Here is a 23,849-nt window from a genome sequence, read left to right on the forward strand (position 1 = left end):
CGCCTGCAAGAGACTAGGCCCGACCCAATAAGCGCTCGAACTGCGCCAGATAGCGGTTGCCCATCTTTTGAACGTCGTGTTCGCTTTTCACGTACTCGTACGCGCGTTGCGTGACGTCTTGGCGGAAGGCGGCGTCATCCAGGCAGCGGGCCATGCCGGCGGCCATGGCCTGGTGGTCGCCCACGGCCACCAGCACGCCACGGCCGTCAGCCAGGCTTTCCTTCAGGCCGCCGGCATCGGTGGACACCACCGGCACGTGCTGCAAGAAGGCGTCCAGCACGCTGCTGCCCAGCGCTTCTTCTTCGGAGCTCATGACGAAGACGTCAAGGATGCTGTAGAAGTCTTCGACGCCCTTGCGAAAGCCCGCAAAGCGGTAGACGTCTTCGATGCCCAGTTGGCGGGCTTCGTCCTTGGCCTGCTGTTCGCGGTCGCCGCCGGCGCCGAAGTGCAGGAAGACGAAATCGCGGCGGGTCTTGGCCAACTCGCCCACGGCGCGCACGAGCGTCACGGGGTCCTTGTCGCGGATCAGCGCGGCTGACGTGGCCATGACCTTCTTGCCGGTCAGGTCGAATTCACGCACCAGGTTGGCAACGTTGTCGGCGTTGATGGCGTGCGGTTCGACCGCGCTGCGGATGATGACGGGCTCAATGCCCAGGCGGCGCGGTTCGCTGGCGGCCATCTCGCTGATGGCCACGAACAGGTCGGCGTGGCGCCACTTGAAACCGGTTTTCCATTCGTCGCCGGGCTTGACCACGAACGACGTGCGCCGCGAGAACACCACGCGGCGGCGATGCAGCCATTTGGTCAGCACGGCCCACGTAATGGTGTTGGCGGTTTGCGCGTGGATGATGTCATAGCGGCCCGCGCCGGCCAGGAACGCCAGCTGCCCCGGCACGTTGCGCCGCGTATGCGCCACAAACCCTTCTTGCCGCGCGCGTTCCGCCAACGGGGCGCCTTCCCGGCACATCACTTCGACATCGTGGCCGGCCTTGCGAAACGCGCGCATGCAATACAGCGTCTGCCGTTCGCCGCCACGCCAGCCTTTTTCGAAGTTCAGTTGCAGGATCTTCATGCGCGTCCGATGCCGGAATACTCAAAGCCCATGCCGCGCACGTCGGCCGGCGTGTAGAGGTTGCGGCCGTCGATGATCAGCGGCGTTTTCAACAGGGCCTTCACGCGGTCGAAGTCCGGGGCGCGGAAGACTTTCCATTCCGTGGCGATCAGCAGCGCGTCGGCGCCGTCCAGCGCGTCGTACATATCGGTGGCGAAACTGATGCCGGGCTGGCCGACCATCACGCGCGCGGCCTCGTGCATGGCGACCGGGTCGTAGGCGCGAACTTCAGCGCCGCGCCGGGTCAGTTCGGCGATGACCGTCAGGCTGGGCGCCTCGCGCATGTCGTCGGTGTTGGGCTTGAAGGACAGGCCCCACAACGCGATTCTGCGGCCGCGCAGGTCTTCGCCATAGCGCGCAACCAGTTTTTCGGACAGGCGGAATTTCTGCGCGTGGTTGGCGGCTTCGGCCGCTTCGATGACGCGCATGGGCAGTGCATTTTCGGCGGCCGTATTGACCAGCGCCTGCACGTCTTTCGGAAAGCAAGAACCGCCATAGCCGGCGCCCGGGTACAGGAAGTGGTAACCGATGCGCGGGTCGGCGCCGATGCCACGGCGCACCTGCTCGATGTCGGCGCCCAGCGCTTCGGCCAGGTTCGCCATCTCGTTCATGAACGAGATGCGCGTGGCCAGCATGGCGTTGGCGGCGTACTTGGTCAGCTCGGCCGAACGCACGTCCATCACCATCAGGCGGTCGTGCGTACGCTGGAAGGGCTCGTAGATGCGGCGCATGACGCCGACGGTGTAGTCGTCGTCGGCGCCGACGATCACGCGGTCGGGGCTCATGAAGTCATTGATGGCCGCGCCTTCCTTCAGGAATTCGGGGTTGGACGCCACGCTGAAGGGGATGTCGACCCCGCGCGCGTCCAGTTCCTTGGCCACCACGGCGCGCACCTTGTCGGCGGTGCCCACCGGCACGGTGGACTTGTCCACGATCAGCTTGCGCGACGTCATGTGACGGGCGATGTTCTGCGCGGCGGCCAGCACGTACTTCAGGTCGGCCGAGCCGTCTTCGCCGGGCGGGGTGCCCACGGCAATGAACTGCACGTCGCCAAAGGCCACGCTCTGCGCGACGTCGTCCGTGAATTGCAAGCGGCCCGCCTGCACGTTGCGGCGGACCAGGTCTTCCAGGCCGGGCTCGTAGATCGGGATGCCACCCTGGCGCAGGAGGGCGATTTTTGCCTCGTCCAGGTCCAGACACATGACGTCGTTGCCCATGTCGGCCAGGCACGCTCCCGACACCAACCCAACGTAACCGGTACCCACGACCGTGATTTTCATGCCTGCACGCCTTCAAATAAGGAATTTCGCGCGCCTGGCAAAGGGAAGCAGGCGCCGGCCGCCATTATAGAAGCGGCCGGGACCCAGGGGCGCAACGGCCGCTAGGCACGCAGTTTGTTGAACCGCACCGTATTCACCACGACCGCCAGCGCGGCGCAAATGGTGCCCAGCACCAACGCCAGCCCGGGGCCATGCGCCAGGCTGACGCTGAAGGCGATGGCCACCAGCGCGGTACCGAAACTTTGGCCAAACACGCGCGTGGTGGCCTGCAAGCCGCCCGCCGCGCCGCTGCGCGAGCGGGGCGCCGCCGACAGCATGGCGCGGTTGTTCGGCGTCTGGAAGAAGCCGAAGCCGACGCCCGCCACGAACATGCCCGCCACGATGGTCCAGTTGGACACCGTGGCCGGCAACAAGGTCAGCCACAGCATGCCGATCACCATCGTCGCCGCCCCCACGCCGCTTAGGGTTGCGGCCGAGTAGCGGTCGGACAGGCGGCCCGCCAGCGGGGCGATGATGGCCGTGCCCACGGGCCAGGCGCCCATCAACATGCCCACTTCCAGATAGGGCCGGCCCAGCACCTGCTGGAAATAGAACGGCAGCGATACATACGACGCCATCTGCGCGGCGAACGTGCAGGCGGACGCCCCCACGGCAAAGGCCAGCGGCCGGATGCGCAGCAGGTCCACCGGCACCAGCGGCGCCGGCTGCTTGCGCGCGCGGCGCACCAGCACCAGACCCGCCACGGACGCGATGGCCACCAGGCCGATACCGCGCAGCAGATCCTGCCCCATCATGTCGACGCCCGAAATGAAGACGCCCAGCGTCGCCATGCACAGCAAGGCGCTGATCCAGTCCAGCTTGACGTCGTTGCGCGGCACTTCGGGCAGGTGGCGCAGGCCGAACATGGCCAGCACGCAGATCGGCAGGTTGACGGCGAAGATCCAGGGCCACGGCGCCACCGACAGGATGGCGGACCCGATCGTGGGACCCAGCACCGACATCACGGCCACCGTGGTGGCGTTGATGCTGATGCCCCGGCCCAGCATGTGCAGCGGATAGATGTTGCGCACCAGGCCGCCGAACATGCACATCAGCGTGGCGGCGCCCACGCCCTGGAACACGCGCGCGGCGGTCAGCTGCCACAGCGTGCCGGCCAGCGCACAGCCCAGCGATGCCAGCGTGAACAGGATCAGGCCAAAGGTGAACATGCGGCGAAAGCCGATGCGTTCGGCCAGCGCCGACAGCGGCAGCAGCGCCATCACTACCGCCAGGTTGTAGGCGTTGACGATCCACACGGCCTGCGCCGGCGAGGCGTTCAGGTCGACGGAAATCGTGGGCAAGGCCACGTTGGCGATGGTGGTGTCCAGCACCGACAGGCTGATCCCTGTCATGACGGTGGCGGCCGCCCAGTACCGACGCGGCGCCGGCAAGCCGTCGGGCAGCGCGCTTTTTGTGCTGCTGTTGGCGCTGCCGTTGGAAGCGCCCCGGGGGCCGGCCGAGGCGCTGTCCGGGGCAGGGTCTTTCTGCGCCATCACGACTTCTTCGCGGGACGCTGCCAACCCTCAACGGTAAGCTGCTTGGCGCGCGAGACGGTCAGCTTGTCGGCCGGCGCATCGCGGGTAAGCGTGGTGCCGGCACCCAGTGTTGCGCCACGGCCGACGCGCACCGGGGCCACCAGTTGCGTGTCCGAGCCGATGAAGGCGTCGTCTTCGATGACGGTGCGGTGCTTGTTCACGCCGTCGTAGTTGCAGGTGATGGTGCCCGCGCCCACGTTGACGCGTTCGCCGATGTCGGCATCGCCGATGTAGGCCAGGTGGTTGGCCTTGCTGTCGGCGCCCAGCACGCTCTTTTTGATTTCGACGAAGTTGCCCACGTGGCTGCGGTCGCCCAATTCGGCGCCCGGACGCAGGCGGGCATACGGGCCAACGCGCGCATCGCGGCCCACTTCGGCCTGCTGCAAATGGCTGAACGCCTCGATCTGCGTGCCCGCGCCGACGCTGACGTCGCGCAATACGCAATGCGGGCCCACACGCACGCCGTCCGCCAGCGTGACGTTGCCTTCGAATACGCAGCCCACGTCGATGAACACGTCGCGCCCGCAAGACAGCGTGCCGCGCACGTCGAATCGGGCGGGGTCGGCCAGCGTGACGCCGGCTTCAAGCTGGCGGCGGGCCTGCTCGCCCTGCCAGCGGCGTTCCAGTTCGGCTTGCTGCACGCGGCTGTTCACGCCCAGCGTTTCCCAGCCGGCGCCCGGTTGCGCCGCGCCCACGGGCACGCCATCGGCCACGGCCAGACCCACCACGTCGGTCAGGTAGTACTCGCCTTGCGCGTTCTTGTTGTCGATGCGGGTCAGCCAGTCTTTCAGCTTGGCGGTCGGCGCGGTCAGGATGCCGGTGTTCACTTCCTTGATGGCATGTTCAGCTTCCGACGCGTCCTTGTGTTCGACGATGCGACACACGTTGCCTTTGTCATCGCGCACGATGCGGCCATAGCCGGTGGAATCGTCCAGCACTTCGGTCAGGACGGCGGCACCCGCGCCGCGCGCATCCAGCAGGCGTTGCAGCGTGTCGGGCTGCACCAGCGGCACGTCGCCGTACAGCACCAGCGTCACGTCGTCCTTGCCACTGCCTTCCTGAAGAAGCGGCACCGCCTGCTGCACGGCGTGGCCGGTGCCTTGCTGCGGTTGCTGCAACACGAAGTGCAGATCCGGCTGGCCCTCAAAGTCCTGTTTGACGCGGTCCGCGCCGTGGCCCACCACAACGATGATGCGCGCGGGCTTCAATTGCCGCGCACTGTCCAGCACATGAGCCAGCATGGGTTTGCCGGCCAGCGTGTGCAGCACTTTGGGCAGGTTGGACTGCATGCGTTTGCCCAGTCCGGCGGCGAGGATCACTACATTAAGCATAGGTTCAGATAGGTTAAGAGACGGCGCAAACGGCCTTGCGGCCGATGCGAGTCGATTGGAAGGAGATCAGGGCTTGCCGTCGGCAGGCCCGGTTTTCTTGGATGCCCGAGGAGCGGTCTTGGCGGCGCTCTTCGAAGCGGACTTGGCCGCGGTCTTGCGGGCGGCGGGCTTGGAAGCCTTGGGCTCGGACTTGGCGGCGGCCTTGGTGTCCTTGGGTTTGGTTTGGCCGGCGTCGTCACCGGCCGTCGGCGCGGCGGGGTTGGTCGGCATGGACGCGGCGGTGGCGGCGGCGATCTGGTTGAACTGCTGCTGTAGCAGGTCCCACCAGGCCTTGGACGCGGACTGGGCGGCGGCGCCCATCTGTTCGGTCATTCCCGGCCCGGCCGATTCGGACGCGTGGGTGGCGTTGGTGGCGTCCGCGGCGGCATCCGCGGGCGGGGCATCTTGAGGCTTGTCGTCACGCGCGCTGAATGCGGACGACGATGCCGGCTTGGCGGCGGACTTCGGCGCGGGCTTCAAACCCAGCACCACTTCCAGCGGCGAGGCCGCGCCGCTATCGCGCACGGCGTTCATGTCCATGCTGGCGGCGCTGTCCACAAACGCGCGCAGCGTGCTGATGGTGGATCGCTGCACTTCCATGCCCTGGATAGTGGAGGACAGCATCGACAGGTTCATGCGCAGCCAGTTCTCGACCGAGCGCAGTTCAGCGATACGGCGGTCCAGGTCTTCAAGATTCATGGGAGGCGCCATCGGCAAGCTGCTGGCCAGCCCACCCGGGCCGGTCAACCCCGCCCAGGCCTGGCGCATCATTTCCATGCTGGCCAGCAAGGGGTTGCCCGACAGATCGGAATTCTGTCCCATGCCAGGAAGGACGAACGGGTTCGTGAATTGGTCGCTCATGCCAGGTCTCCCCAAAGACTATTGCCGCCGGCCGCGGGTTACCCGGGCAGCAGCTGGTTGTTTTCCACACGCACGTGGTCGCCGGACGCAAAGGCAAACGGTTGCGCGCTGCGAAACTGGCGCGCACTGCCGTCGCTCATGCGGACCGTCAGCTCATAGTGCGTCACCGTTTGTTGCTGTCTGATATTACGCTCAACTTCGCGGCCTGCCAAAGCACCGCCCACAGCGCCAAGCACCGTCAGCGCCGTCTTGCCGTTGCCTCCGCCAAATTGATTACCCACTACGCCGCCCACCACGCCGCCACCAATGGTGCCGACCAGATTGCTGCTGTTGTCCTTGACCGGCACCTGCACCTGGCGGATGGTTTCCACCACGCCGCAGCTCTGGCAGGCCTGCTGCGCCGGGGCGGGCGCGGGTGCGCGGGGAGCCGAGGCGGACGCCGGGCGGGCCTGCTGCGTCGCGGGTACGGCTTGCTGCGCCTGGCGCGTCGGCGGCGCCGGGGCGGGCTCTGGCGCGGGCGCCAGGTTGGCGCTCTCGGGGCCGGCTTCCGCCACGGGCGTATCAGCGTGCGGATTGGCCGAGGGCGACGGCAACCAGCCCATCACCGCAGCCACGCCCACGGCGCACATGACGATCACGGCGATGGCGGCTGCCGCAACCAGTGGGTGCAAGCCGCTGCGCGGGCTTTGAATTCGGGTGGATGTATTCATGACGATGCTCCATCGTAACTAACCGGCATCGGTATAGCACCCGGGCGCGGTTTCGGCATGTTGCGATGGTGACGCTTCTTTGCAGGCGTTGCAGCGCGTTCCGCGCCGGTGGACAGCCTTGTGCATTCGTGGACAATAGGCGGATGGATTCCATTTCCCTGCCCCAGCTCGAACAGGCAATCAACTACTGGCGCAACGTCTCGCCGTCGGTCGGCGACGAATCGCGCCTGTGCCCGGAAGCGGCGGCACTGGCCACGCCTTATGCCTTGATGATCATCTCGCACCGCCACGACATCTCGGTTGCCGAACTGAATGAAAAAGCCCAGGCGGCGTTGGCCGGCTGGGCTGCGGCGGGCGCGACGGCCCGCTGAATTTTTTGTGGATCCGTGGGTGGACTGTTGCCCGGATCCTTCGCGGGCGCTACCCCTCTCAGTTCTTCAGCAGCGCCTGGATATCGTGCGTCAGCGCGTCCACGCCCAGGTTGTTGTTGGCCAGCACGCGCGATTCACCCTTGCCATCAATCAGGTAGAACGCGGCGGTGTGATCCATCGTGTAGTTGCCGTCCTTGGTGGGCGCCTTGGCGTAGTACGCCTTGAACGAAGCCGCCGCCTTCTTGATCTGATCCGGCGTGCCGGTCAGGCCCAAAAAGCGCGGGTCGAATGCCGTCACGTATTGCTTGAGCACTTCCTGCGTGTCACGCTCCGGGTCCACCGTGATCAGCAGCACCTGCACGCGCTCAGCGTCCGGTCCCAGCTTTTTCATCACCTCGGTCAGCTCTGCCAGCGACGTGGGACACACGTCGGGACACTGCGTGAACCCGAAGAACACCACCACGACCTTGCCGGCAAAGTCGGACAACTGGCGGCTCTTGCCGTTGGTGTCGGTCAGTTCCATGCCACGGCCCAGTTGGGTGCCGCTGATGTCGCTGCCCTTGAACTTGGGCGCGGCGTCGCCGCAAGCGGCAAGCGCGCCGGCAAGAACCGTCAGGGCGGTGGCAGCGGCAAGGCGCAGGCCCTGCCGGCGGCTGGCGGAAAACACGGACATCAACAACCTCCAGGGGTCAGCGCAGCAGGCCGACCCAGTGGTCCACCAGCAGGGCGCCGAACAGCAGCGCCAGGTAGAGAATGGAAAAGCGGAACATGCTGCGCGCCAGTTCGTCGCTATAGGCGCGGTACAACCGCCACGCATACGACACGAACATGCCGCCCAACACCAGCGCCGACAGCAGATACAGCGCGCCGCTCATGCGGATGGCGTAGGGCAACAGCGTTGTTGCCACCAGCGCCACGCTATAGAGCAGGATGTGCAGGCGCGTGAACTGGTTGCCGTGTGTGACCGGCAGCATCGGCAGGCCGGCCTTGGCGTAGTCATGGTTGCGGTACAGCGCCAGCGCCCAGAAGTGCGGCGGCGTCCAGATGAAGATGATCAGCACCAGCACCCAGGCTTCGGCCGGAACCGCATCGGCCACCGCCGCCCAGCCCAGGGCGGGCGGCATTGCGCCCGACAGGCCGCCGATCACGATGTTCTGCGGCGTGCGCGGCTTGAGGATGACGGTATAGATAACGGCGTAGCCCACAAAGGTGGCAAACGTCAGCCACATGGTCAGCGGGTTCACCAGCGTGTACAGCACGAACATGCCCGCGCCGCCCAGCAAGCCGGACAGGCTTAATACCTGGAAAGCCGAAATGGTGCCGCGCGCGGTGGCGCGCCGCGCCGTGCGCAGCATCCGTGCATCGACTTCCTGTTCGATCAGGCAATTGATGGCGAAGGCGGCTGCGGCAAGCAGCCAGATGCCGATGGTGCCGAACAGCACGCGGCGCATATCGGGTACGCCCGGCACGGCGAGAAACATGCCGATGACCGCGCAAAACACCGCCAGCTGCGTAACGCGCGGCTTGGTGAGGACGAGGTATTGGCGGAGCAATCCGGGTTGAGGAGCGGCAAGACTGGTCATAGTGGACCCTATTTTAAACGCGCACCGAATTGGGGCCATAGCCCCCTGCCGGCGCGCTTCCCGCCGTGGACAAGCGCACCATCAGCACCACGGCGGCCAATGTCAAACCGGCCGCGCCCCCATTGTGCAACACCGCGATCAGCAGGGGCCACTGGAAAAAGATGGTCGTCAGGCCCGTGAACAGTTGCGCTGCCAACAGCGCCAACATCAGCGTGGCCGGGCCGCGCAGGCCCGGTTCGGCGCGCAACCGCCATGCCAGCGTGCCCAGGTACAGGAACACGACGAAGGCAAAATTGCGGTGCACCCAGTGAATGGCGGTCAGCGCGGGCTGCGAGATCATTTCGCCCGATGGCAATTCACCCAGGCCACGGATCACCGAATAGCCGCCGTGGAAGTCCATGTCCGGCACCCACTGCCCGTGGCACATGGGAAAGTCCATGCAGGCCAGCGCCGCGTAGTTGGTGCTGACCCAGCCACCCAGCGTCACCTGCACCAGCAGCAGGCCAAAGCCCACCGCCACCCACGGCTTCCAGCGCCTGGCCGCCGCCGCGATCGCGACGTGCGGGCGTTCACGCGCCGACAACCAGGTCATGAGCGCCAGCACCGACAAGCCAAACACCAGATGCGCCGTCACTACGGCGGGCATCAGCTTGTGCGTGACGGTCCACGCGCCGAACGCGCCCTGCACGCACACGGCCACCAGGGTGGTCACGGCCAGTGCGGGCGATCGGCCCAATTCACGGCGATAGCGCCACGCCATGTAGACGATGCCGATGATGAGCATGCCCAGGATGGAACCGACGTAGCGGTGGATCATTTCGATCCAGGCCTTGGACATGGTCACGGGGCCGAACGGCATGGCTTGCGACGCCTGGTGGATGTCGCCCTGCGCGCCTAGCGGCGTCACGCTGCCATAGCAGCCGGGCCAGTCGGGGCAGCCCAGGCCGGAATCCGTCAGGCGCACGAAGGCGCCAAACATGATGAGGTCCAGCGTCAGGAACCAGGTGAAGAATACGAGCTTGCGATAACGCGCTTTGATGCGTTCCATGTCAACCAGGAAAAAAAGGAAATGCCCGCGCCCGTCGGCAGAAATCCATCAACCGATGCGCGAGTTATAGACGAGCTTGCTGATGTCCTTGCGGACTTTGACGCCGTCGGCATCGGCAGGGTACTGCATCATCAGGTTGCCCAGCGGGTCGATCACCCAGATGGGGTCCTGCAACGGCGGCTGCCCGGCGGCGCTATCGCGGGCCAACAGGTAGCGGGCAAGCTGATCCGGGTTCACGCGCAGCATGACGGTGCCCTGATAGGCTTCCAGCACCTTTTCCGGCACGGGGGCATCGTCGGTGATGAACCAGACGCGCGCCAGGCGGTCCACGTTCTTGCCCTGGCTGGCATGCGTGTTGCGCGTGATGTAGAGCTTGCGCGCGCAGCTTTCCGGGCAGGCCGCGCCGTCGGCGGCCACCAGCAGCCATTTGCCCTTGAGGCTTTGCAGGTCGAAGGGCTTGCCGTCCAGGGTGGTCAGCTTCAGGTCGGCGGCGGCGGGCATGGGCCGCTGGGGCGAGACCAGCGCGCCGTAGTTGCTGGAGTCTGATGGCCACCACTGCGGGTTCATGTAGACGACGAAGGCGGCCACGATGGGCGCCAGCGAACACAGGAACACCAGCACCATGGGCATCAACGAGCGCTTGCGCGCGGGCGGACGGGATGAAATGTCGCGAGCCACTTTATATCCTGGAAAAGTCTTTCATTGATGCGCGCTCAAGGCTTTGGACCTTGTCCCGCGCGCTGGCGCATGCGCTTGATGGCGCCCCCCAGCACCACCAGCCATGCGATGGCGGCAATTGAAGCAAACGCAAACCACTGCACGGCGTACGACGTGTTTTTCTGAAAATCCACCGGCGGCTGCGGCCAGTCACGCACCAGGCCGTCGGCGCCGTTCTGGCCGGTCTGGGTCAGCACGACGGGCAGCAGGTGCAGCCCCGTCGCGCGGGCATAGGCATCCAGCGGCAAGTTCTGGACCTGCGGCAACTTGCCGCCCGTGACGGACCACGTGGCGGGCAGGGCGGATTGGTCCTGCCCGCCCAGCGACCACAATTCGAACATGCGGGGCACGCGTTCAGCCATTTCGCCGGTGATGGTCTGCGAGCCCTGAGGCGTAGCGGGCAGCGCGGGTTCGCCCTGGCCCGGCATGACGCGGGGCAGCCAGCCGCGCAGCACCAGCACGGCTTGGCGCGACGCCCCATCCAGCAGCAGCGGGGTAGCCAGCCAGTAGCCCGGCCGCCCTTCGTGGTTGCGATTGTCCAGCAGTACACTGAATTGCGGCAGCCACGCGCCCGTGGCCTGCGCCACACGCCACGGCGTCAGGTCATCGGACGGCGTGGCGGGCGTCAGCATCACCGGCGCTTGCTTGCGGCCCGCTTCGATAGCGGCCAGAATGGCGCGTCGCTCATCGCTGCGACGCAACTGCCACTGCCCGAGCGACGCCAGAATCACCACGGCAATGCCAAGCAAGATCAAGGCGGCAATGGTGTTGCGGGTTGAATGCGGTCGGGCCATGTATCGTTGCTAACTCTGTTTTGTCCGGAGACCACCATGCGCGTTTTCGTCGTACTGGCCTTCATCGGAATTCTGGCCAGTCTGGCATCCGCCCTGGTCTATCTGATGCGGGACAAAGGGTCCACCAGCCGCACCGTCAATGCGCTGACCGTGCGCATCGGGCTATCGGTTGCCCTGTTTCTGTTTGTGCTTTTCGCCCACCACATGGGCTGGATCGAGAGCACGGGCCTGCGCTGACGCGCGGCCCATGGCGTGCGGCAAGCCCCGAAAAGGAATCGGGCGCCGCGCGTTAATCGACAGGGTTATCGCCCTGGAGTTCCCGCGCGGCGCCCAACTTGCGGCGCCGCAGGCCTAGAACCAGTACACAAACAGGTACAGGCCCAGCCACACCACGTCCACAAAGTGCCAGTACCACGCGGCCCCTTCAAAGCCGAAGTGATGATCGGCGGTAAAGTGCCCGCGCATCAGGCGCACCAGGATCACCGTCAGCATGGTGGCGCCCAGGATCACGTGGAAGCCGTGGAAACCGGTCAACATGTAGAACAGCGAACCGTACGCGCCCGAATTGAATTTCAGGTTCAGTTCGGTGTAGGCGTGATGGTATTCGGCGGCCTGACAGGCCACGAAGATAAAGCCCAGGATGACCGTGGCGGCCAGCCAGAACATCGTCTTGCCACGATGGTTTTCGCGCAGCGCATGGTGGGCGATGGTCAGCGTGACGCCCGAGGACAGCAGCAGCGCGGTGTTGATCGTGGGCAGCCAGAACGGGCCAACCGTCTGGAACTCTTCGACTACGCCGGCCGGTCCGAAGTTGGGCCACGCGGCCTTGAAGTCGGGCCACAGCATCAGACGGTGGTCGATGTCGCCCAGCCACGGCGTGGTGACGGTTCGGGTGTACCAAAGGGCGCCAAAGAACGCCGCGAAGAACATCACTTCCGAGAAAATGAACCAGCTCATGCCCCAGCGGTACGAGCCGTCGATGCGCTTGCTGTTCAGGCCGGCTTCGGATTCCTGGATGGCGTCGCCAAACCAGTAATACAGCACCACGATCAAACCGATAAAGCCCGCCAGCACGGACCATTTTGCCCAGCTGACGCCGTTGATCCAGGCCGCGGCGCCCAGCCCCATGAACAGCAGCGCCACCGCCGTACGCACGGGGTGCCCCGAGTCGGCGGGCACAAAGTAGTACGGTGCCTCTTTACCTTGAACCGAGTGGCTTGCACTCATGGCTTTCTCCCTGGTACAGATTTAGATTTAAGTGATTCAAGTCAGGCTGGAAACGGCCCAACGCACAATTAATACCAGCACAGTCACGAAGATTGCCGCCGCCAGCAGCCCAGCCAGAATCACGTGCACCGGGTTCAGCTTGGCGCTGTCTTCCCGGTAGCCCGCGCCCTTGCGTACGCCAAAGAACCCCCACGCCACCGCCTTCATCGTCTGAAGGAAACTGAGCTTGCGGCGTGAGGTTTCGTGCAGGTCGTCGCTCATGGAGGGGCCTAACCGACCGCGTTGCCCGTCAGCAGCGCCGAACCGCGAAACACGGTCCAGCCGAACACGGCAATGACAAAGGCCACGAGGACCCATCCTGCAATCTTGTTACGGCGGCGCTGCTCGGGAGTCATTGCTGTGCTACCTGGATCGTGGAAGACGGTTTACTTCACTTCGGGCGGGGTTTCGAAGGTGTGGAACGGGGCGGGCGAAGGCACCGTCCATTCCAGCCCTTCGGCACCTTCCCATGGCTTGGCGGCCGCCGGTTCACCCTTGCCCATGTAGCAACGAATGATCGCCCACAGGAAGATCAGCTGCGACAGGCCGAACCAGAACGCGCCAATGGTGGCCATCTGGTGGAAGGTCGTGAATTGCGCGGCGTAATCGGCGTAGCGACGCGGCATGCCCGCCAGCCCCAGGAAGTGCATGGGGAAGAAAGTCACGTTGAAGGAAATCAGCGTGGACCAGAAGTGCAGCTTGCCCAGCTTTTCGCTGTACATGCGGCCCGTCCACTTCGGCACCCAGTAGTAAGCGCCGGCGAATAGCGCGAACAGCGAACCGGCCACCAGCACGTAGTGGAAGTGCGCCACCACGTAATAGGTGTCGTGCACCTGGATGTCGATGGGCGCCACCGACAGGATCAAGCCGGTGAAGCCGCCCATGGTGAACACGAAGATGAAGCCGATCGAGAACAGCATCGGCGTTTCGAACGTCATGGAACCGCGCCACATGGTGGCGACCCAGTTGAACACCTTCACCCCGGTCGGGATGGAGATGAGCATGGTGGCGTACATGAAGTAAAGCTGGCCCGTCACCGGCATGCCCGTCGTGAACATGTGGTGAGCCCACACGATGAACGACAGCACGGCAATCGACGCAGTGGCGTACACCATCGAGGCGTAGCCGAACAGCTTCTTGCGGGCGAACGCGGGCACGATGGCCGACACGATACCGAACGCCGGCAAGATCATGATGTAGACCTCGGGGTGCCCGAAGAACCAGAACACGTGCTGGTACAGAACCGGGTCGCCACCGGCGGCGGCGTTGAAGAAGCCCGTGCCGAAGTGGCGGTCGGTCAGAACCATGGTGATGGCGGCGGCCAGCACCGGCATCACGGCCAGCAGCAGGAACGCGGTGATCAGCCAGGTCCAGCAGAACAGCGGCATCTTCATCAGCGTGAGGCCGGGCGCGCGCATGTTCAGGATGGTCACGATGATGTTGATCGCGCCCATGATCGAGGACGCGCCCATCAAGTGCATCGCGAAAATGCCCAGGTCCATGCCCGGCCCCATCTGCAACGACAACGGCGCGTACAGCGTCCAGCCGGCGGCGGTGGCGCCGCCCGGCACGAAGAACGACGCCGTCAGCATGATCGCGGCCACCGGCAGCAGCCAGAAGCTGAAGTTGTTCATGCGCGCGAACGCCATGTCGGATGCGCCGATCTGCATCGGGATCATCCAGTTCGCAAAGCCCACGAAGGCCGGCATGATGGCGCCGAACACCATGATGATGCCGTGCATGGTGGTGAACTGGTTGAACAATTCGGGGCGGAAGAACTGCAGGCCCGGCTCGAACAATTCGGTACGCAGCAGCAAGGCTAGCGTGCCGCCTTCCAGCAACATGGCAAACGAGAAGATGAGATACATCGTCCCGATGTCTTTATGGTTCGTGGCGAAAAGCCAGCGACGCCAACCCGAAGGCATGGCGTGGTGATGGTCATCGTGACCGTGGCCGTGGCCCGGCGACACGTGGTCTACAGTGACGCTGCTCATGATGGACTCCTTCCTGCTGAGTGCCGGCCCCGATCCACGGGACCGGCAGGGTATCTCTAACTAAACGGAACCGGTTCTATCGGTGTAGGGCGTAGGGCTGCGCGATCAACGCGCGGCCGCAACGTCCTTCGGTAGAACCGTCGGGTCCTGCCCCTTGCCTGCATTGCTCCAGGCATGGCGTGTATAGCTGATGACCGCTGCGATCTCGACATCATTGAGCTGCCCGCCGAATGCCGCCATCGCGGTGCCGGGCTTGCCCTTGAGCACGGTATTGATCTGGTCCGCCTTGGGACCCAGAACAACCTTGTCTCCGTCAAGCGGTGGGAAGCTGCCCGGGATGCCCTTGCCGTTGGCCTGGTGACAGGCTACGCAATTGGCGGCGAAGACTTTTTCGCCACGGGCAACCAATTCGGCTTCCGTCCACTCTTTATTAGGATCGTCGGCGTTTGCCGCCATTTTCTTCTTTTGGTCTTCAACCCACTTATCGTAATCGGCTTGCGCCAGGACTTCGACAACGATGGGCATGAAGGCGTGGTCCTTGCCGCACAGTTCGGCGCACTGACCCCGGTAGATGCCCGGGGTGTCGGCACGGAACCAGGCGTCGCGCAGGAAGCCGGGGATGGCGTCCTGCTTGACGCCGAAGTCCGGGATCATCCACGAGTGGATCACGTCGGCCGCGGTCAGCACGACCCGGACCTTTTTGTCCACCGGCACCACCATGTGGTTGTCCACTTCCATCAGATAGAACTCGCCCTTGGGCTCGCGGTTCTCGATCTGCGCGCGGGGCGTGGACAGCGTGGACAGGAACTTGACCCCGGCGGCGGAACCGTCGAGGTATTCGTAGCCCCACTTCCATTGATAGCCGGTGACCTTGATGGTGAGGTCGGCGCTTGAGGTGTCCTTCATGGCCACCACCGTCTTGGTGGCCGGCAAGGCCATGGCGATGACGATGATGAAAGGGATGACCGTCCAGGCGACTTCCACGCCCAGATGCTCATGGAAGGTCGCCGCTTTGTGCCCGCGTGATTTGCGGTGCGCCCAGATGGAATAGAACATCACCCCGAACACACCGATGAAGATCACGATACAGATCGTGAGCAGCATCCAATGCAGCCACATGATGTCGCGTGATATTGCGGTCACGCCTTCATGCAGGTTCAGCTGATTGACCTTCGGGCCGCCGGGCATGTCTTGCACCTGAGCACCGGCCACGCTGCCAATCAGCATCGCACAAGCCCCCAGTATCCCTCTCCACTTCTTCATGCTTACCTCGAAACACGGCGCGAGGGCCCTTGTCGCCTAGTGGCACGAGTGTCACTTCAACAGGACTACGCGCAATTATTAGATGGCAGGGTTAAGCAGGGAGATAGAGCGGCCCCCGCGTTCCCACTCGAAATCACAAAGAAACTGGCGGATTATAGCGGACACGCAAATAGATGTAAGACAAGCCTCTTGAATAAAAGGGGCCTGCCCCCATCTGCGCTCGCCCCGCGTTCGACCCTTGACGCGCGCTGCAAACCGTGTGGCATAAAATCGTCGCCACCCTCATCACGACACGCCACGATGCCCAAGCAGTTGTCCGATCTGTATGCCGACCTGTGCGCCCGCGCACAGCAACCCGCCCCCGACGGCGCGCACGTTTTATATGTGGCGGGCCGGCGCTGCGGCTGGGCCACGCATGCGGCCTGCGATGCCTTGCGCGATGCCCCCGGCGTCGTCTGCGACGAGGCCGCGCTGCACATCGGCGCGCACCTGAAACCCGGCGCGGAGTTGAACGCCGTGCTGGAAAACACCGCACAACTGTTGCGTCAAGCCAACTGCTTGCGCGGCTGGCGCGACGAACTGCTGGACGTGATGGACGGCAACGAACCCGTCGGCGTGATCGAACGGGCGGCGGTGCGCCCGCTGGGCCTGCTGACGCACGCCGTGCACCTGAGCGCGTGGACGCCGGACGGCCGCATGTGGGTCGCGCGACGCGCGTTAAGCAAGTCCACCGATCCCGGTATGTGGGACACCCTGGTCGGCGGGCTGGCCGGTAGCGGCGAAGACCTGGAGCTGGCGCTGGTGCGCGAATGCGGCGAGGAAGCCGGCCTGGACCCGCACCATCTGGCCAGGCGCACGCCGCTGCGCACCATCCTGCGCATTCACCGCCGGCTGCCCGAGGGCTATCAGGTGGAAGACGTGCTGACCAGCACCTGCGTGCTGGCCGCCGATGCACGCCCCGCCAACCGGGACGGCGAAGTCATGGACATTGCCACGCTGGATGTGGCCACCGTGCTGCGTCAGGTCGAAGAAGGCGAATTCACGCTTGAGGCGGCGCTGGTGATTGTCGAAGACATCATGCAACGCCGCGCCGCCGGCCAGATCTGACCTGGCTTAGCGGGACGCGGCCCCGGGGGCATCGGCCGCCGGTTCGCCCGGCATGCGCATGCCGGCCTCATCATCCTGGCGTGCTTCGCGGGCGGCGCCGGCCGCCTCGGCCGCTTCAGCCGCCTGCGCCGGGCTGGGTGCCGAAGCGGGCGCGGGCGATGGCGTGGCCGCTGCCTGAGACGCCTGCGAGAACTGCTTCCACACTTCGATGGCGCGCAGCCGCTGCTTGGCGACCACCTGGATCCGCTCGCGCAGATGCTCATCGCGCGCCAGCAGGGCGTGGAAGTCGCGCGATGTCAGCATCAGCAGCTTGCTGTAGCCCAGCGACGTAACTTCGGGCGTGATCTGCTGTTCGCCCAGCAGCCCCAGTTCGCCAAAGAACTCGCCGCTGCCCAGTTCGATCATGGTGTTGTCGGGCAGGTGCACCGCCACGGCGCCCGACGCCACAAAGCACATTTCCTCGCCATGCCGGCCCTTGGTCAGCACCCGTTGGTCGGGCAGCGCCAGGCGCGGCTTGAGCAGCTTGCTGATGGCGCGCAGCGAATCGGGCGACAGGCCCTCGAACAGCGGCACGCGTTTGATGAGTTCGGCCGCGCTCATTTCAATATCCAGGGGCGGGTGCGTGTCGATGTGCGCCCAACGGCTTTTCAACTGCGCCATCAAGTCTGCGTAGACCTCGCCGCTGATCAGAAACTGCTCAAGCATGTCGCGATAGCGGATGCGTTCAAGCTCCCGCGCGACGCGGCCCAGATAGCTTTCCTGCAACCATTGCGCATACGACGGGTATTGCAGGTTCAGCGCCTGCATGGCGCTTTCGACCAGGTCCAGCCTGCGCTGGTGCAGCGCCACGATGCGCTGCGTGGCCTCTTCGCCCAACAGGGGCGTGATCTGTTCGCGCGCAAAAACGATCAGCCGCTGCGCCACCGAACGCTTGCTCATCAAGTTGGCGAACCGTTGCCCCAGTTCGCGCGCCAACCAGCCCTGGAAGCCAAACAGATAGTGCATCCGCAACGCCAGCCGGAAGCCGGTGGAATAGCGCACGTCCTGCACGATGGCGCGCTCGAAGCCGGGCACACCGCCCAGCCGGATGGCGTCTTCCAGACGCTCGGCCCGTGCCAGCAACGTTTCGGCCATGCGCCAATCCACGATCTGCGCTTTCAGGATGTCGAAGAACATTTCCTCTTCACGCTGCGCCACGATGGCCAGGCCCACGGACACGCGCTGCTCGTCGCTCATCTGGCTGACCTGGCCGTCGTGCACGCTGGTCAGGCTGGCGTCGAACACGGCGCGGATGCGGTCGCGCACTTCCGTGCCGATGTGCTCGGTCTTGGCGACTTCCTCCGTCTTGCCTTGCAGGTCCTCCAGGGCCACGGCCAGCGCCTGGTTGCGGATGGTGCGTTCCACCGGCGACAGCTGGTTAAGGCCCAGCATGCGGATCAGCGGCCGCAGGCTGATGCCGTTGATGAACAGCGTCAGCAGCACATAACTGGTGGTGGCCACCGCGATGAACTGGCGCGCCTCTTCGGGCACGCCGGTCTGCTCGGTTACGGCCAGCGCCAGCGCCAGCGACACGGCGCCGCGCAGCCCGCCCCACAACATCACTACTTTGTAGGGGTTGCTGACCTTGGTGCCCAGCCGGGTCAGCCCCAGCAGCGGCAACAGGCCGAATACGACAATGGCGCGCGCCACCAGGGTGGCGACGAACACCACGGCCACCAGCACCAGTTCCTGCCAATCGGCGGCCGCCATCAGCTTGGGGATGAGCATGGCCGCGAACAGGAAAATCAGGGAATTGGCCCAGAAGCCGAACTGTTCCCACGCGCTGGACAGGTATTCGAAGGTGGTGGGCGACATGCGTGTGCGGCCGGTGGACCCCACGACCAGCCCCGCGATCACGGTCGCGACCACGCCCGAGACGTTCAGATAGTGTTCCGAAATGAAGAAGGACAAGTAGGCCAGCGTCAACGTCAGCGTGATTTCGGCCGTGGGGAAGCCCCGCAACCAGGCAAACAGGAAGCAGGCCAGCCGCCCCATCGCAAAGCCGGCCACGCCGCCCCCGATGAAGTGCACGATGAAGTCGTTGAAGATGCCGCTGACGGTGAGCTCGCCGTGACCGCTCAGAACCGCCAGCAGCACGGAATACAGGGCGATGGACGCGGCATCGTTGAACAGGCTTTCGCCTTCGACCAGTGTGGTCAGGCGCTTGGGCGCGCCCACCTCTCGGAAAATGCCAACCACGGCAACCGGGTCGGTGGTGGCCACAATGGCGCCCAGCAGCAGGCATACCACCAGGCCGTAGGGCGAGATCGCGTCCAGCGTCACGCCCACCACCACGGTACACACCACGACGGCCACGATGGCCATCATCAGAATGGGTCCGATGTCGTCCATCAACCGGCGCACGTTCATGGACAGCGCGGTTTCGAACAACAGTACCGGCAGGAACACCATCAGGAAGGTTTCGGACGAAATCTCGAAGCGTTCCAGCGAATCCAGGAAGTCGGCGATCCAGCTGGGCGCCCAGCCGTGCACGTGGATCACAATACCCAACAAGCAACCGACGATAGCCAACAGCACCGAGTAGGGCAGCTTGAGGCGGCCCGCCAACGGCGGCATGAAGCAAACCAGAGTGAGCAGTCCGGCCAGGCCGAACACAAGAAAACCTACATCCATGGATGGCGCCGAGTCGCAAACAGTGAAAAGTTTCACAAGAATAGCGGCATTTTCGGCAGACACCGGGCAGGAACCTGTAGGGAATCGTAGAGAATGCACGTTTCGTTACCCGGCTTGCGTAGGCAGAAACGCGTCGCGCCATGTTTTTTGGGTAATGTTCAAACGTGCAAAACCCCCACAGGAGCGGCACTTGCCACGCGTCCATTCTTTGGCCCGGCGTCACGACGCGCCCGCCATGCTTGTCCAGTTGACCGACAGCCATCTGTTCGGCGAGCCCGACACGTCGATGCTGGGCGTCAATACCGACGCGAGCCTGCGCGCCGTGCTGCGCCAGATTGAAGCCGACGGCAAACGCCCTGATCTATTGCTGGCCACGGGCGACTTGTCCCAGGACGGCGAGGCCGCGGCTTATCGGCGGTTTGCGGCGATTCTGAGCCACGCAAGCGTGCTGTCCGGCGCGCAGATCCGCTGCCTGCCGGGCAATCACGACCAGCCCGCCGTGATGCGGCAGGAACTGCCCCAATGGTCCACACCGGTTACGGACGTGGGCGCATGGCGCGTCGTCACACTGGACACCACCGTGCCCGGCTCCAATGCCGGCCATCTTCCCGACAGCCAGCTGGACATGCTGGAAGCCGCGCTTGCCGAGGCGCCCGGACGCCACACCTTGATCGCCATGCATCACAACCCGATGCAGATGGACAGCCACTGGCATGACTCGATGATGATCGACAACCCGCAGGCGCTATTCAAGCGCCTGACCCGATGGCCACAGGCGCGCGTGCTGCTGTGGGGCCACGTGCATCACGAATTCGACCGTCGTCGTCACAACCTGCGCATGCTGGCCACGCCGTCGACCTGCTTTCAGTTCAGCATCCGCGACGGCAAGCATGTGGTGGACAACCTGGCGCCGGGTTATCGCTGGATCAAGCTTTATCAGGACGGGTCGATGGCCACCGGCGTGCGTCGCGTGCAGGACGCGCTGTGGCATACGGCCCTTGCGGCGGATAACGCGCAGGCCGCATAAAAATCGGGGCACCAGATATACGAATATATGTGGTGCCCCGCAAGCATCCGTCTCATAGGGGAGGGGAAAGAGGAGAAGCCGAGACGGATGGCAAGACTGCTAACCAAAGTTCGCGGTCTACATGAAGTTAGTCGGCGCACGCTTTATTAAGTTTCTGGAAGACCCCGAAATTCAGCGGGTAATTTGTATCAAGTTATTTTGCAGGCCGGGCACCGTCGCAGTGGCGGCGCCGTGAATGCCAGGCGCCGCGCAAAAGAAAAGGGCCGCATAAGCGGCCCTTTGTATGCAGCACCGGCGGATCAGGCAGCCAGGTTGCCGCGCATTTTCTTCAGCGCGGCGGCTTCGATCTGGCGAATGCGTTCGGCCGATACGCCGAACTCTTGTGCCAGTTCGTGCAGCGTGGCGCCACCGTCATCTTGCAGCCAGCGGGCTTCGACGATGCGGCGCGAGCGGGCGTCCAGCGCCTCGAGCGCGCCGTTCAAACCGGTGCTTTGAAGCTCGTCGCGCGCGGCGCGTTCCAGCACGCGCGTGGGTTCCTGGCGACCGTCGTCGGACAGGTAGGCGATGGGCGCATAGCTGTCGTCATCGTCGTCCTGGTTTTCCAGTGACATTTCGCGGCCCGACAGACGCACTTCCATTTCGCTGACGTCTTCGCGACGCACGTTCAGTTCGCGCGCGATGTGGTCAACCTGATCGGGGTCCAGCGTCTGGCCATCGGGACGCATGCTGCGCAGGTTGAAGAACAGCTTGCGCTGCGCCTTGGTGGTGGCGACCTTCACCAGGCGCCAGTTGCGGATGATGTATTCGTGGATTTCGGCCTTGATCCAGTGCACGGCAAACGACACCAGGCGCACGCCGCGCTCGGGGTCGAAACGCTTCACGGCTTTCATCAGGCCAACGTTGCCTTCCTGGATCAGGTCGGCATGCGGCAGGCCGTAGCCCAGGTATTGGCGCGCCACCGACACCACCAGGCGCAGGTGCGACAGAATCAATTCACGCGCAGCGCCCAGGTCTTCCTGGTCGCGCAGGCGACGGCCCAGCTCGGTTTCACGCTCGGCCGACAGTACCGGCAGGCGGTTGACCGAAGAAATATACGCGTCGATCGTGCCAAGTGCGCCCGGATTGGCAATGGCCAACGCCAGAGCGTTGCCGGAAGCGGCCAACGAGGTACTGGGTTGTTTCATAGCGGGGGTCTCCGGAAAGCGAAGGGGTAACGACATGGATTCGATGTTAGCACTCTAGTAAAGGGAGTGCTAATTCGACTATTGCGACGCATCAAAGTTTCCACTTTGAAACCCGTCCCTGTTTGTTTCCGCAGCAAGGGCGGCGGGGCGGGTACTACCAGCCCAGGCGTTTCAAGCCCTCGGCCGTGGCGTCGCCGTCCGGGCGGATGAACAAGGCGCCGCGCGGGTCCATGAACACCTGGTACTTCGCGCCGTCGAACAGGGGCATGTATGCGCCGCTTCCGAATTGGACATCCACAAAGGGGAACCAGTTCGGAAAACTCTTTTTCAGCGACCCCAAATCAGGCGCGGGCCAGTCGTCCAAGGCGTGGACGGAGCGCGTGGCCGAGACCTCGCGGGCGACGTCGCTATATCTTCCCGACAAGCGCTCCAGGCGATACAGCGGCGGTACGCCTGCCATCAACGCCGGCAGACGCCAGCGTACGACGCGGGCATCGATCTGCCACTGATCGCCATATAGAACGTACTGCTTGGGGCCCACGCCGGGCGCGTCGGTGGTGACCTGAAACTGCCCCTCGGCCTGCTGCCGGACTTCAACGCGGGCCACGGATTCGTCCGCGGTCAGCCTGAAAAACTGCACCAGCGACAGGGCCAGCAGCCCGGACACACACCCCAGCAGCACCAGCATCAGGCCGAACAGCCGGCGCACCGGCCGGAACTGGAAGACCTTGCGGCCGCGCTCGTCGCGGGGTCCGCCCCGTCCAAGCAGCATGACAAGGCCGGGTAGCAGGACGACGACGGCGCCCAGCAAAATCCAGACAAAAGGGGCGAGGCCGTTGATCAAATGACGGGTTCCTATGGGGCGCCGCAGGTTACAGCCCGACGCGCGCAGGGCGCCGCGAGCCCACCGCAGCGGGCCTTTCAGTATAAAAGCGTGGCTTTAAGCCGCCGGTTTTCCAAGGCGTTCGACGTGAAACCGGATGTGATCCTCGATGAACGTCGAGATGAAGTAATAGCCGTGGTCGTAGCCCGGTTGGCGACGCAGCGTTAGGGGCTGGCCGGCCGCTGCGCAGGCGGCTTCAAATACCTCGGGATACAACTGGTCGACCAGGAATTGGTCTGATTCGCCCTGGTCGATCAGGATGCCGGCGGGAAAAGGCTGCTTCAAGCCGCGCATCAGGACCGAGGCATCATAGGCGGCCCAATCCGTTTCGTTGCCGCCCAGGTAGGCGGCGAATGCCTTCTTGCCCCAGGGGCACAGGCTGGGCGCAGCGATCGGCGCGAAGGCTGACACCGAGCGAAACTTGCCGGGGTTGCGCAGCGCCAGCACCAGCGCGCCATGGCCGCCCATGGAGTGGCCAAAGATACCGGTGCGCGATGCATCGCCGGGCAGCGTGTCGCCCGTGACGATGGCGTGCAGTTCGTCGGTCACGTAGCTGTACATGCGGTAGTGATCGCGCCAGGCCGGCGTCACGGCGTCGACATAGAAGCCCGCGCCGGTGCCCAAGTCCCAGCTTTCTTCTTCGCCGGGCACGTTGGCGCCGCGCGGGCTGGTGTCGGGCGCAACCAGCATGACGCCAAGTTCCGCGGCCAGCCGCTGGGCCCCGGCTTTGATCATGAACGTTTCTTCCGTGCAGGTCAGACCCGCCAGATAGAACAGTACTGGCACGGGGCCGGCATCCGCTTGCGGCGGAACGAAGACCGAAAATCGCATCGGCAGGCCGATCTGCGTGGACTCGTGGCGGTAGTACCGCTGCGTACCGCCAAAACAGCGATGCTGGGAAATAAGCTCCAGGGCCACGGGCATGGACGTTCTCCGGTCGGGGGATGAAAAATTCGTCGACGGGTTAGGGTATATCCACGGTACGACGTTCCGTCGCCGAATGTTAACCTGCTGTGCATACAGGCCGGACGAC

24 protein-coding genes are annotated in these 23,849 nt (G+C 64.6%); 4 read left to right on the forward strand and 20 right to left on the reverse strand.

From position 1 onward, the window contains the following. Positions 1 to 13 precede the first annotated feature (13 nt). The 6 genes from V6F88_RS09005 to V6F88_RS09030 all read right to left on the reverse strand — a co-directional run bounded on the left by V6F88_RS09005 (position 14) and on the right by V6F88_RS09030 (position 6,906). Positions 14 to 1,072: a glycosyltransferase family 4 protein gene (locus V6F88_RS09005; RefSeq protein ID WP_332609008.1), complete on the reverse strand. Its 1,059-nt coding sequence runs from the start codon at positions 1,070 to 1,072 to the stop codon at positions 14 to 16. Continuing rightward, complete coding sequence (locus tag V6F88_RS09010; protein WP_332609009.1) at positions 1,069 to 2,391, reverse strand: UDP-glucose dehydrogenase family protein; 1,323 nt, start codon at positions 2,389 to 2,391, stop codon at positions 1,069 to 1,071. The genes V6F88_RS09005 and V6F88_RS09010 overlap by 4 nt, the downstream gene beginning before the upstream one ends. 101 nt (positions 2,392 to 2,492) lie before the next feature. Further along, positions 2,493 to 3,923 (reverse strand): MFS transporter, encoded by a 1,431-nt coding sequence (locus V6F88_RS09015; RefSeq protein ID WP_332609010.1) that lies wholly within the window; start codon positions 3,921 to 3,923, stop codon positions 2,493 to 2,495. Beyond that, positions 3,923 to 5,296 carry a bifunctional UDP-N-acetylglucosamine diphosphorylase/glucosamine-1-phosphate N-acetyltransferase GlmU gene (gene glmU / locus V6F88_RS09020; RefSeq protein WP_332609011.1) on the reverse strand — a complete coding sequence of 458 codons (1,374 nt, stop codon included), beginning with the start codon at positions 5,294 to 5,296 and terminating at the stop codon, positions 3,923 to 3,925. Before glmU ends, V6F88_RS09015 begins: the two co-directional genes overlap by 1 nt. Before the next feature lie 66 nt (positions 5,297 to 5,362). Continuing rightward, positions 5,363 to 6,196, reverse strand: coding sequence for a PhaM family polyhydroxyalkanoate granule multifunctional regulatory protein (locus tag V6F88_RS09025; protein ID WP_332609012.1), 834 nt, complete (start codon positions 6,194 to 6,196; stop codon positions 5,363 to 5,365). Between the two features lie 38 nt (positions 6,197 to 6,234). Next, a complete protein-coding gene (locus V6F88_RS09030) occupies positions 6,235 to 6,906 on the reverse strand; it encodes a glycine zipper 2TM domain-containing protein (protein ID WP_332609013.1) in 672 nt (223 codons plus the stop codon). Positions 6,907 to 7,049: 143 nt separating this feature from the next. Here V6F88_RS09030 and V6F88_RS09035 point away from each other — a divergent pair, with 143 nt between their 5' ends. After that, a complete protein-coding gene (locus V6F88_RS09035; protein ID WP_332609014.1) occupies positions 7,050 to 7,277 on the forward strand; it encodes a DUF3717 domain-containing protein in 228 nt (75 codons plus the stop codon). A gap of 58 nt (positions 7,278 to 7,335) precedes the next feature. On the opposite strand, the gene V6F88_RS09040 is transcribed toward V6F88_RS09035, so the two are convergent. The 5 genes from V6F88_RS09040 to V6F88_RS09060 are packed head-to-tail and all read right to left on the reverse strand — an operon-like array spanning position 7,336 to position 11,419. Continuing rightward, positions 7,336 to 7,950 carry an SCO family protein gene (locus V6F88_RS09040; protein ID WP_332609015.1) on the reverse strand — a complete coding sequence of 205 codons (615 nt, stop codon included), beginning with the start codon at positions 7,948 to 7,950 and terminating at the stop codon, positions 7,336 to 7,338. A 16-nt stretch (positions 7,951 to 7,966) separates the two neighbouring features. Continuing rightward, positions 7,967 to 8,860, reverse strand: a complete 894-nt coding sequence (gene cyoE / locus V6F88_RS09045; RefSeq protein WP_332609016.1) for a heme o synthase — start codon at positions 8,858 to 8,860, stop codon at positions 7,967 to 7,969. Positions 8,861 to 8,873: 13 nt separating this feature from the next. Continuing rightward, on the reverse strand, positions 8,874 to 9,908 hold the full coding sequence (locus V6F88_RS09050; protein ID WP_332609018.1) for a COX15/CtaA family protein: 1,035 nt from the start codon (positions 9,906 to 9,908) through the stop codon (positions 8,874 to 8,876). 48 nt (positions 9,909 to 9,956) lie between these two features. Then, a complete protein-coding gene (locus tag V6F88_RS09055) occupies positions 9,957 to 10,586 on the reverse strand; it encodes an SCO family protein (RefSeq protein WP_332609020.1) in 630 nt (209 codons plus the stop codon). A 35-nt stretch (positions 10,587 to 10,621) separates the two neighbouring features. Further along, the gene (locus V6F88_RS09060; protein ID WP_332609022.1) at positions 10,622 to 11,419 is read right to left on the reverse strand and encodes an SURF1 family protein; all 798 of its coding nucleotides are present in this window, start codon (positions 11,417 to 11,419) and stop codon (positions 10,622 to 10,624) included. Positions 11,420 to 11,455: 36 nt separating this feature from the next. Between V6F88_RS09060 and V6F88_RS09065 the strand changes: the two genes are divergently transcribed. Then, entirely contained in the window at positions 11,456 to 11,656 is a 201-nt protein-coding gene (locus V6F88_RS09065) for a twin transmembrane helix small protein (protein WP_006216871.1), read from the forward strand. A gap of 114 nt (positions 11,657 to 11,770) precedes the next feature. Here V6F88_RS09065 and V6F88_RS09070 read toward each other — a convergent pair whose 3' ends face one another. The 5 genes from V6F88_RS09070 to coxB form a co-directional block, all read right to left on the reverse strand. Beyond that, entirely contained in the window at positions 11,771 to 12,646 is an 876-nt protein-coding gene (locus tag V6F88_RS09070; RefSeq protein WP_332609025.1) for a cytochrome c oxidase subunit 3, read from the reverse strand. 36 nt (positions 12,647 to 12,682) lie between these two features. After that, entirely contained in the window at positions 12,683 to 12,907 is a 225-nt protein-coding gene (locus V6F88_RS09075) for a DUF2970 domain-containing protein (protein WP_006216869.1), read from the reverse strand. Between the two features lie 8 nt (positions 12,908 to 12,915). Beyond that, positions 12,916 to 13,041 (reverse strand): cytochrome oxidase small assembly protein, encoded by a 126-nt coding sequence (locus V6F88_RS09080; protein WP_046805294.1) that lies wholly within the window; start codon positions 13,039 to 13,041, stop codon positions 12,916 to 12,918. A gap of 30 nt (positions 13,042 to 13,071) precedes the next feature. Then, complete coding sequence (ctaD, locus tag V6F88_RS09085) at positions 13,072 to 14,679, reverse strand: cytochrome c oxidase subunit I (RefSeq protein ID WP_046805293.1); 1,608 nt, start codon at positions 14,677 to 14,679, stop codon at positions 13,072 to 13,074. 105 nt (positions 14,680 to 14,784) lie between these two features. Further along, positions 14,785 to 15,942, reverse strand: coding sequence for a cytochrome c oxidase subunit II (coxB, locus tag V6F88_RS09090; protein WP_039882609.1), 1,158 nt, complete (start codon positions 15,940 to 15,942; stop codon positions 14,785 to 14,787). 300 nt (positions 15,943 to 16,242) lie between these two features. Between coxB and V6F88_RS09095 the strand changes: the two genes are divergently transcribed. Beyond that, a complete protein-coding gene (locus V6F88_RS09095) occupies positions 16,243 to 17,049 on the forward strand; it encodes an NUDIX hydrolase (protein WP_332609026.1) in 807 nt (268 codons plus the stop codon). A 6-nt stretch (positions 17,050 to 17,055) separates the two neighbouring features. On the opposite strand, the gene V6F88_RS09100 is transcribed toward V6F88_RS09095, so the two are convergent. Continuing rightward, entirely contained in the window at positions 17,056 to 19,722 is a 2,667-nt protein-coding gene (locus V6F88_RS09100; protein WP_332609027.1) for a cation:proton antiporter, read from the reverse strand. 190 nt (positions 19,723 to 19,912) lie between these two features. Between V6F88_RS09100 and cpdA the strand changes: the two genes are divergently transcribed. Beyond that, positions 19,913 to 20,749 (forward strand): 3',5'-cyclic-AMP phosphodiesterase, encoded by an 837-nt coding sequence (gene cpdA / locus V6F88_RS09105; RefSeq protein WP_332609028.1) that lies wholly within the window; start codon positions 19,913 to 19,915, stop codon positions 20,747 to 20,749. Positions 20,750 to 21,048: 299 nt separating this feature from the next. Here cpdA and rpoH read toward each other — a convergent pair whose 3' ends face one another. From rpoH to fghA, 3 genes are all read right to left on the reverse strand, one after another. After that, the gene (gene rpoH / locus V6F88_RS09110) at positions 21,049 to 21,969 is read right to left on the reverse strand and encodes an RNA polymerase sigma factor RpoH (protein ID WP_442880265.1); all 921 of its coding nucleotides are present in this window, start codon (positions 21,967 to 21,969) and stop codon (positions 21,049 to 21,051) included. Positions 21,970 to 22,087: 118 nt separating this feature from the next. After that, positions 22,088 to 22,777: a hypothetical protein gene (locus V6F88_RS09115; RefSeq protein WP_332609032.1), complete on the reverse strand. Its 690-nt coding sequence runs from the start codon at positions 22,775 to 22,777 to the stop codon at positions 22,088 to 22,090. Between the two features lie 96 nt (positions 22,778 to 22,873). After that, complete coding sequence (gene fghA / locus V6F88_RS09120) at positions 22,874 to 23,740, reverse strand: S-formylglutathione hydrolase (protein WP_332609034.1); 867 nt, start codon at positions 23,738 to 23,740, stop codon at positions 22,874 to 22,876. Positions 23,741 to 23,849 lie beyond the last annotated feature (109 nt).

The sequence above is a fragment of the Achromobacter sp. ESBL13 genome (genome assembly GCF_036668755.1).
Lineage (GTDB): Bacteria > Pseudomonadota > Gammaproteobacteria > Burkholderiales > Burkholderiaceae_B > Achromobacter.

Excerpts from the sequence above, each read along its gene's own strand:
- V6F88_RS09005 (WP_332609008.1), bottom strand. The coding sequence starts at position 1,072 with ATGAAGATCCTGCAACTGAACTTCGAAAAAGGCTGGCGTGGCGGCGAA.
- V6F88_RS09010 (WP_332609009.1), bottom strand. The coding sequence starts at position 2,391 with ATGAAAATCACGGTCGTGGGTACCGGTTACGTTGGGTTGGTGTCGGGA.
- V6F88_RS09015 (WP_332609010.1), bottom strand. The coding sequence starts at position 3,923 with ATGGCGCAGAAAGACCCTGCCCCGGACAGCGCCTCGGCCGGCCCCCGG.
- glmU (WP_332609011.1), bottom strand. The coding sequence starts at position 5,296 with ATGCTTAATGTAGTGATCCTCGCCGCCGGACTGGGCAAACGCATGCAG.
- V6F88_RS09025 (WP_332609012.1), bottom strand. The coding sequence starts at position 6,196 with ATGAGCGACCAATTCACGAACCCGTTCGTCCTTCCTGGCATGGGACAG.
- V6F88_RS09030 (WP_332609013.1), bottom strand. The coding sequence starts at position 6,906 with ATGAATACATCCACCCGAATTCAAAGCCCGCGCAGCGGCTTGCACCCA.
- V6F88_RS09035 (WP_332609014.1), top strand. The coding sequence starts at position 7,050 with ATGGATTCCATTTCCCTGCCCCAGCTCGAACAGGCAATCAACTACTGG.
- V6F88_RS09040 (WP_332609015.1), bottom strand. The coding sequence starts at position 7,950 with ATGTCCGTGTTTTCCGCCAGCCGCCGGCAGGGCCTGCGCCTTGCCGCT.
- cyoE (WP_332609016.1), bottom strand. The coding sequence starts at position 8,860 with ATGACCAGTCTTGCCGCTCCTCAACCCGGATTGCTCCGCCAATACCTC.
- V6F88_RS09050 (WP_332609018.1), bottom strand. The coding sequence starts at position 9,908 with ATGGAACGCATCAAAGCGCGTTATCGCAAGCTCGTATTCTTCACCTGG.
- V6F88_RS09060 (WP_332609022.1), bottom strand. The coding sequence starts at position 11,419 with ATGGCCCGACCGCATTCAACCCGCAACACCATTGCCGCCTTGATCTTG.
- V6F88_RS09065 (WP_006216871.1), top strand. The coding sequence starts at position 11,456 with ATGCGCGTTTTCGTCGTACTGGCCTTCATCGGAATTCTGGCCAGTCTG.
- V6F88_RS09070 (WP_332609025.1), bottom strand. The coding sequence starts at position 12,646 with ATGAGTGCAAGCCACTCGGTTCAAGGTAAAGAGGCACCGTACTACTTT.
- V6F88_RS09075 (WP_006216869.1), bottom strand. The coding sequence starts at position 12,907 with ATGAGCGACGACCTGCACGAAACCTCACGCCGCAAGCTCAGTTTCCTT.
- V6F88_RS09080 (WP_046805294.1), bottom strand. The coding sequence starts at position 13,041 with ATGACTCCCGAGCAGCGCCGCCGTAACAAGATTGCAGGATGGGTCCTC.
- ctaD (WP_046805293.1), bottom strand. The coding sequence starts at position 14,679 with ATGAGCAGCGTCACTGTAGACCACGTGTCGCCGGGCCACGGCCACGGT.
- coxB (WP_039882609.1), bottom strand. The coding sequence starts at position 15,942 with ATGAAGAAGTGGAGAGGGATACTGGGGGCTTGTGCGATGCTGATTGGC.
- V6F88_RS09095 (WP_332609026.1), top strand. The coding sequence starts at position 16,243 with ATGCCCAAGCAGTTGTCCGATCTGTATGCCGACCTGTGCGCCCGCGCA.
- V6F88_RS09100 (WP_332609027.1), bottom strand. The coding sequence starts at position 19,722 with ATGGATGTAGGTTTTCTTGTGTTCGGCCTGGCCGGACTGCTCACTCTG.
- rpoH (WP_442880265.1), bottom strand. The coding sequence starts at position 21,969 with ATGTCGTTACCCCTTCGCTTTCCGGAGACCCCCGCTATGAAACAACCC.
- fghA (WP_332609034.1), bottom strand. The coding sequence starts at position 23,740 with ATGCCCGTGGCCCTGGAGCTTATTTCCCAGCATCGCTGTTTTGGCGGT.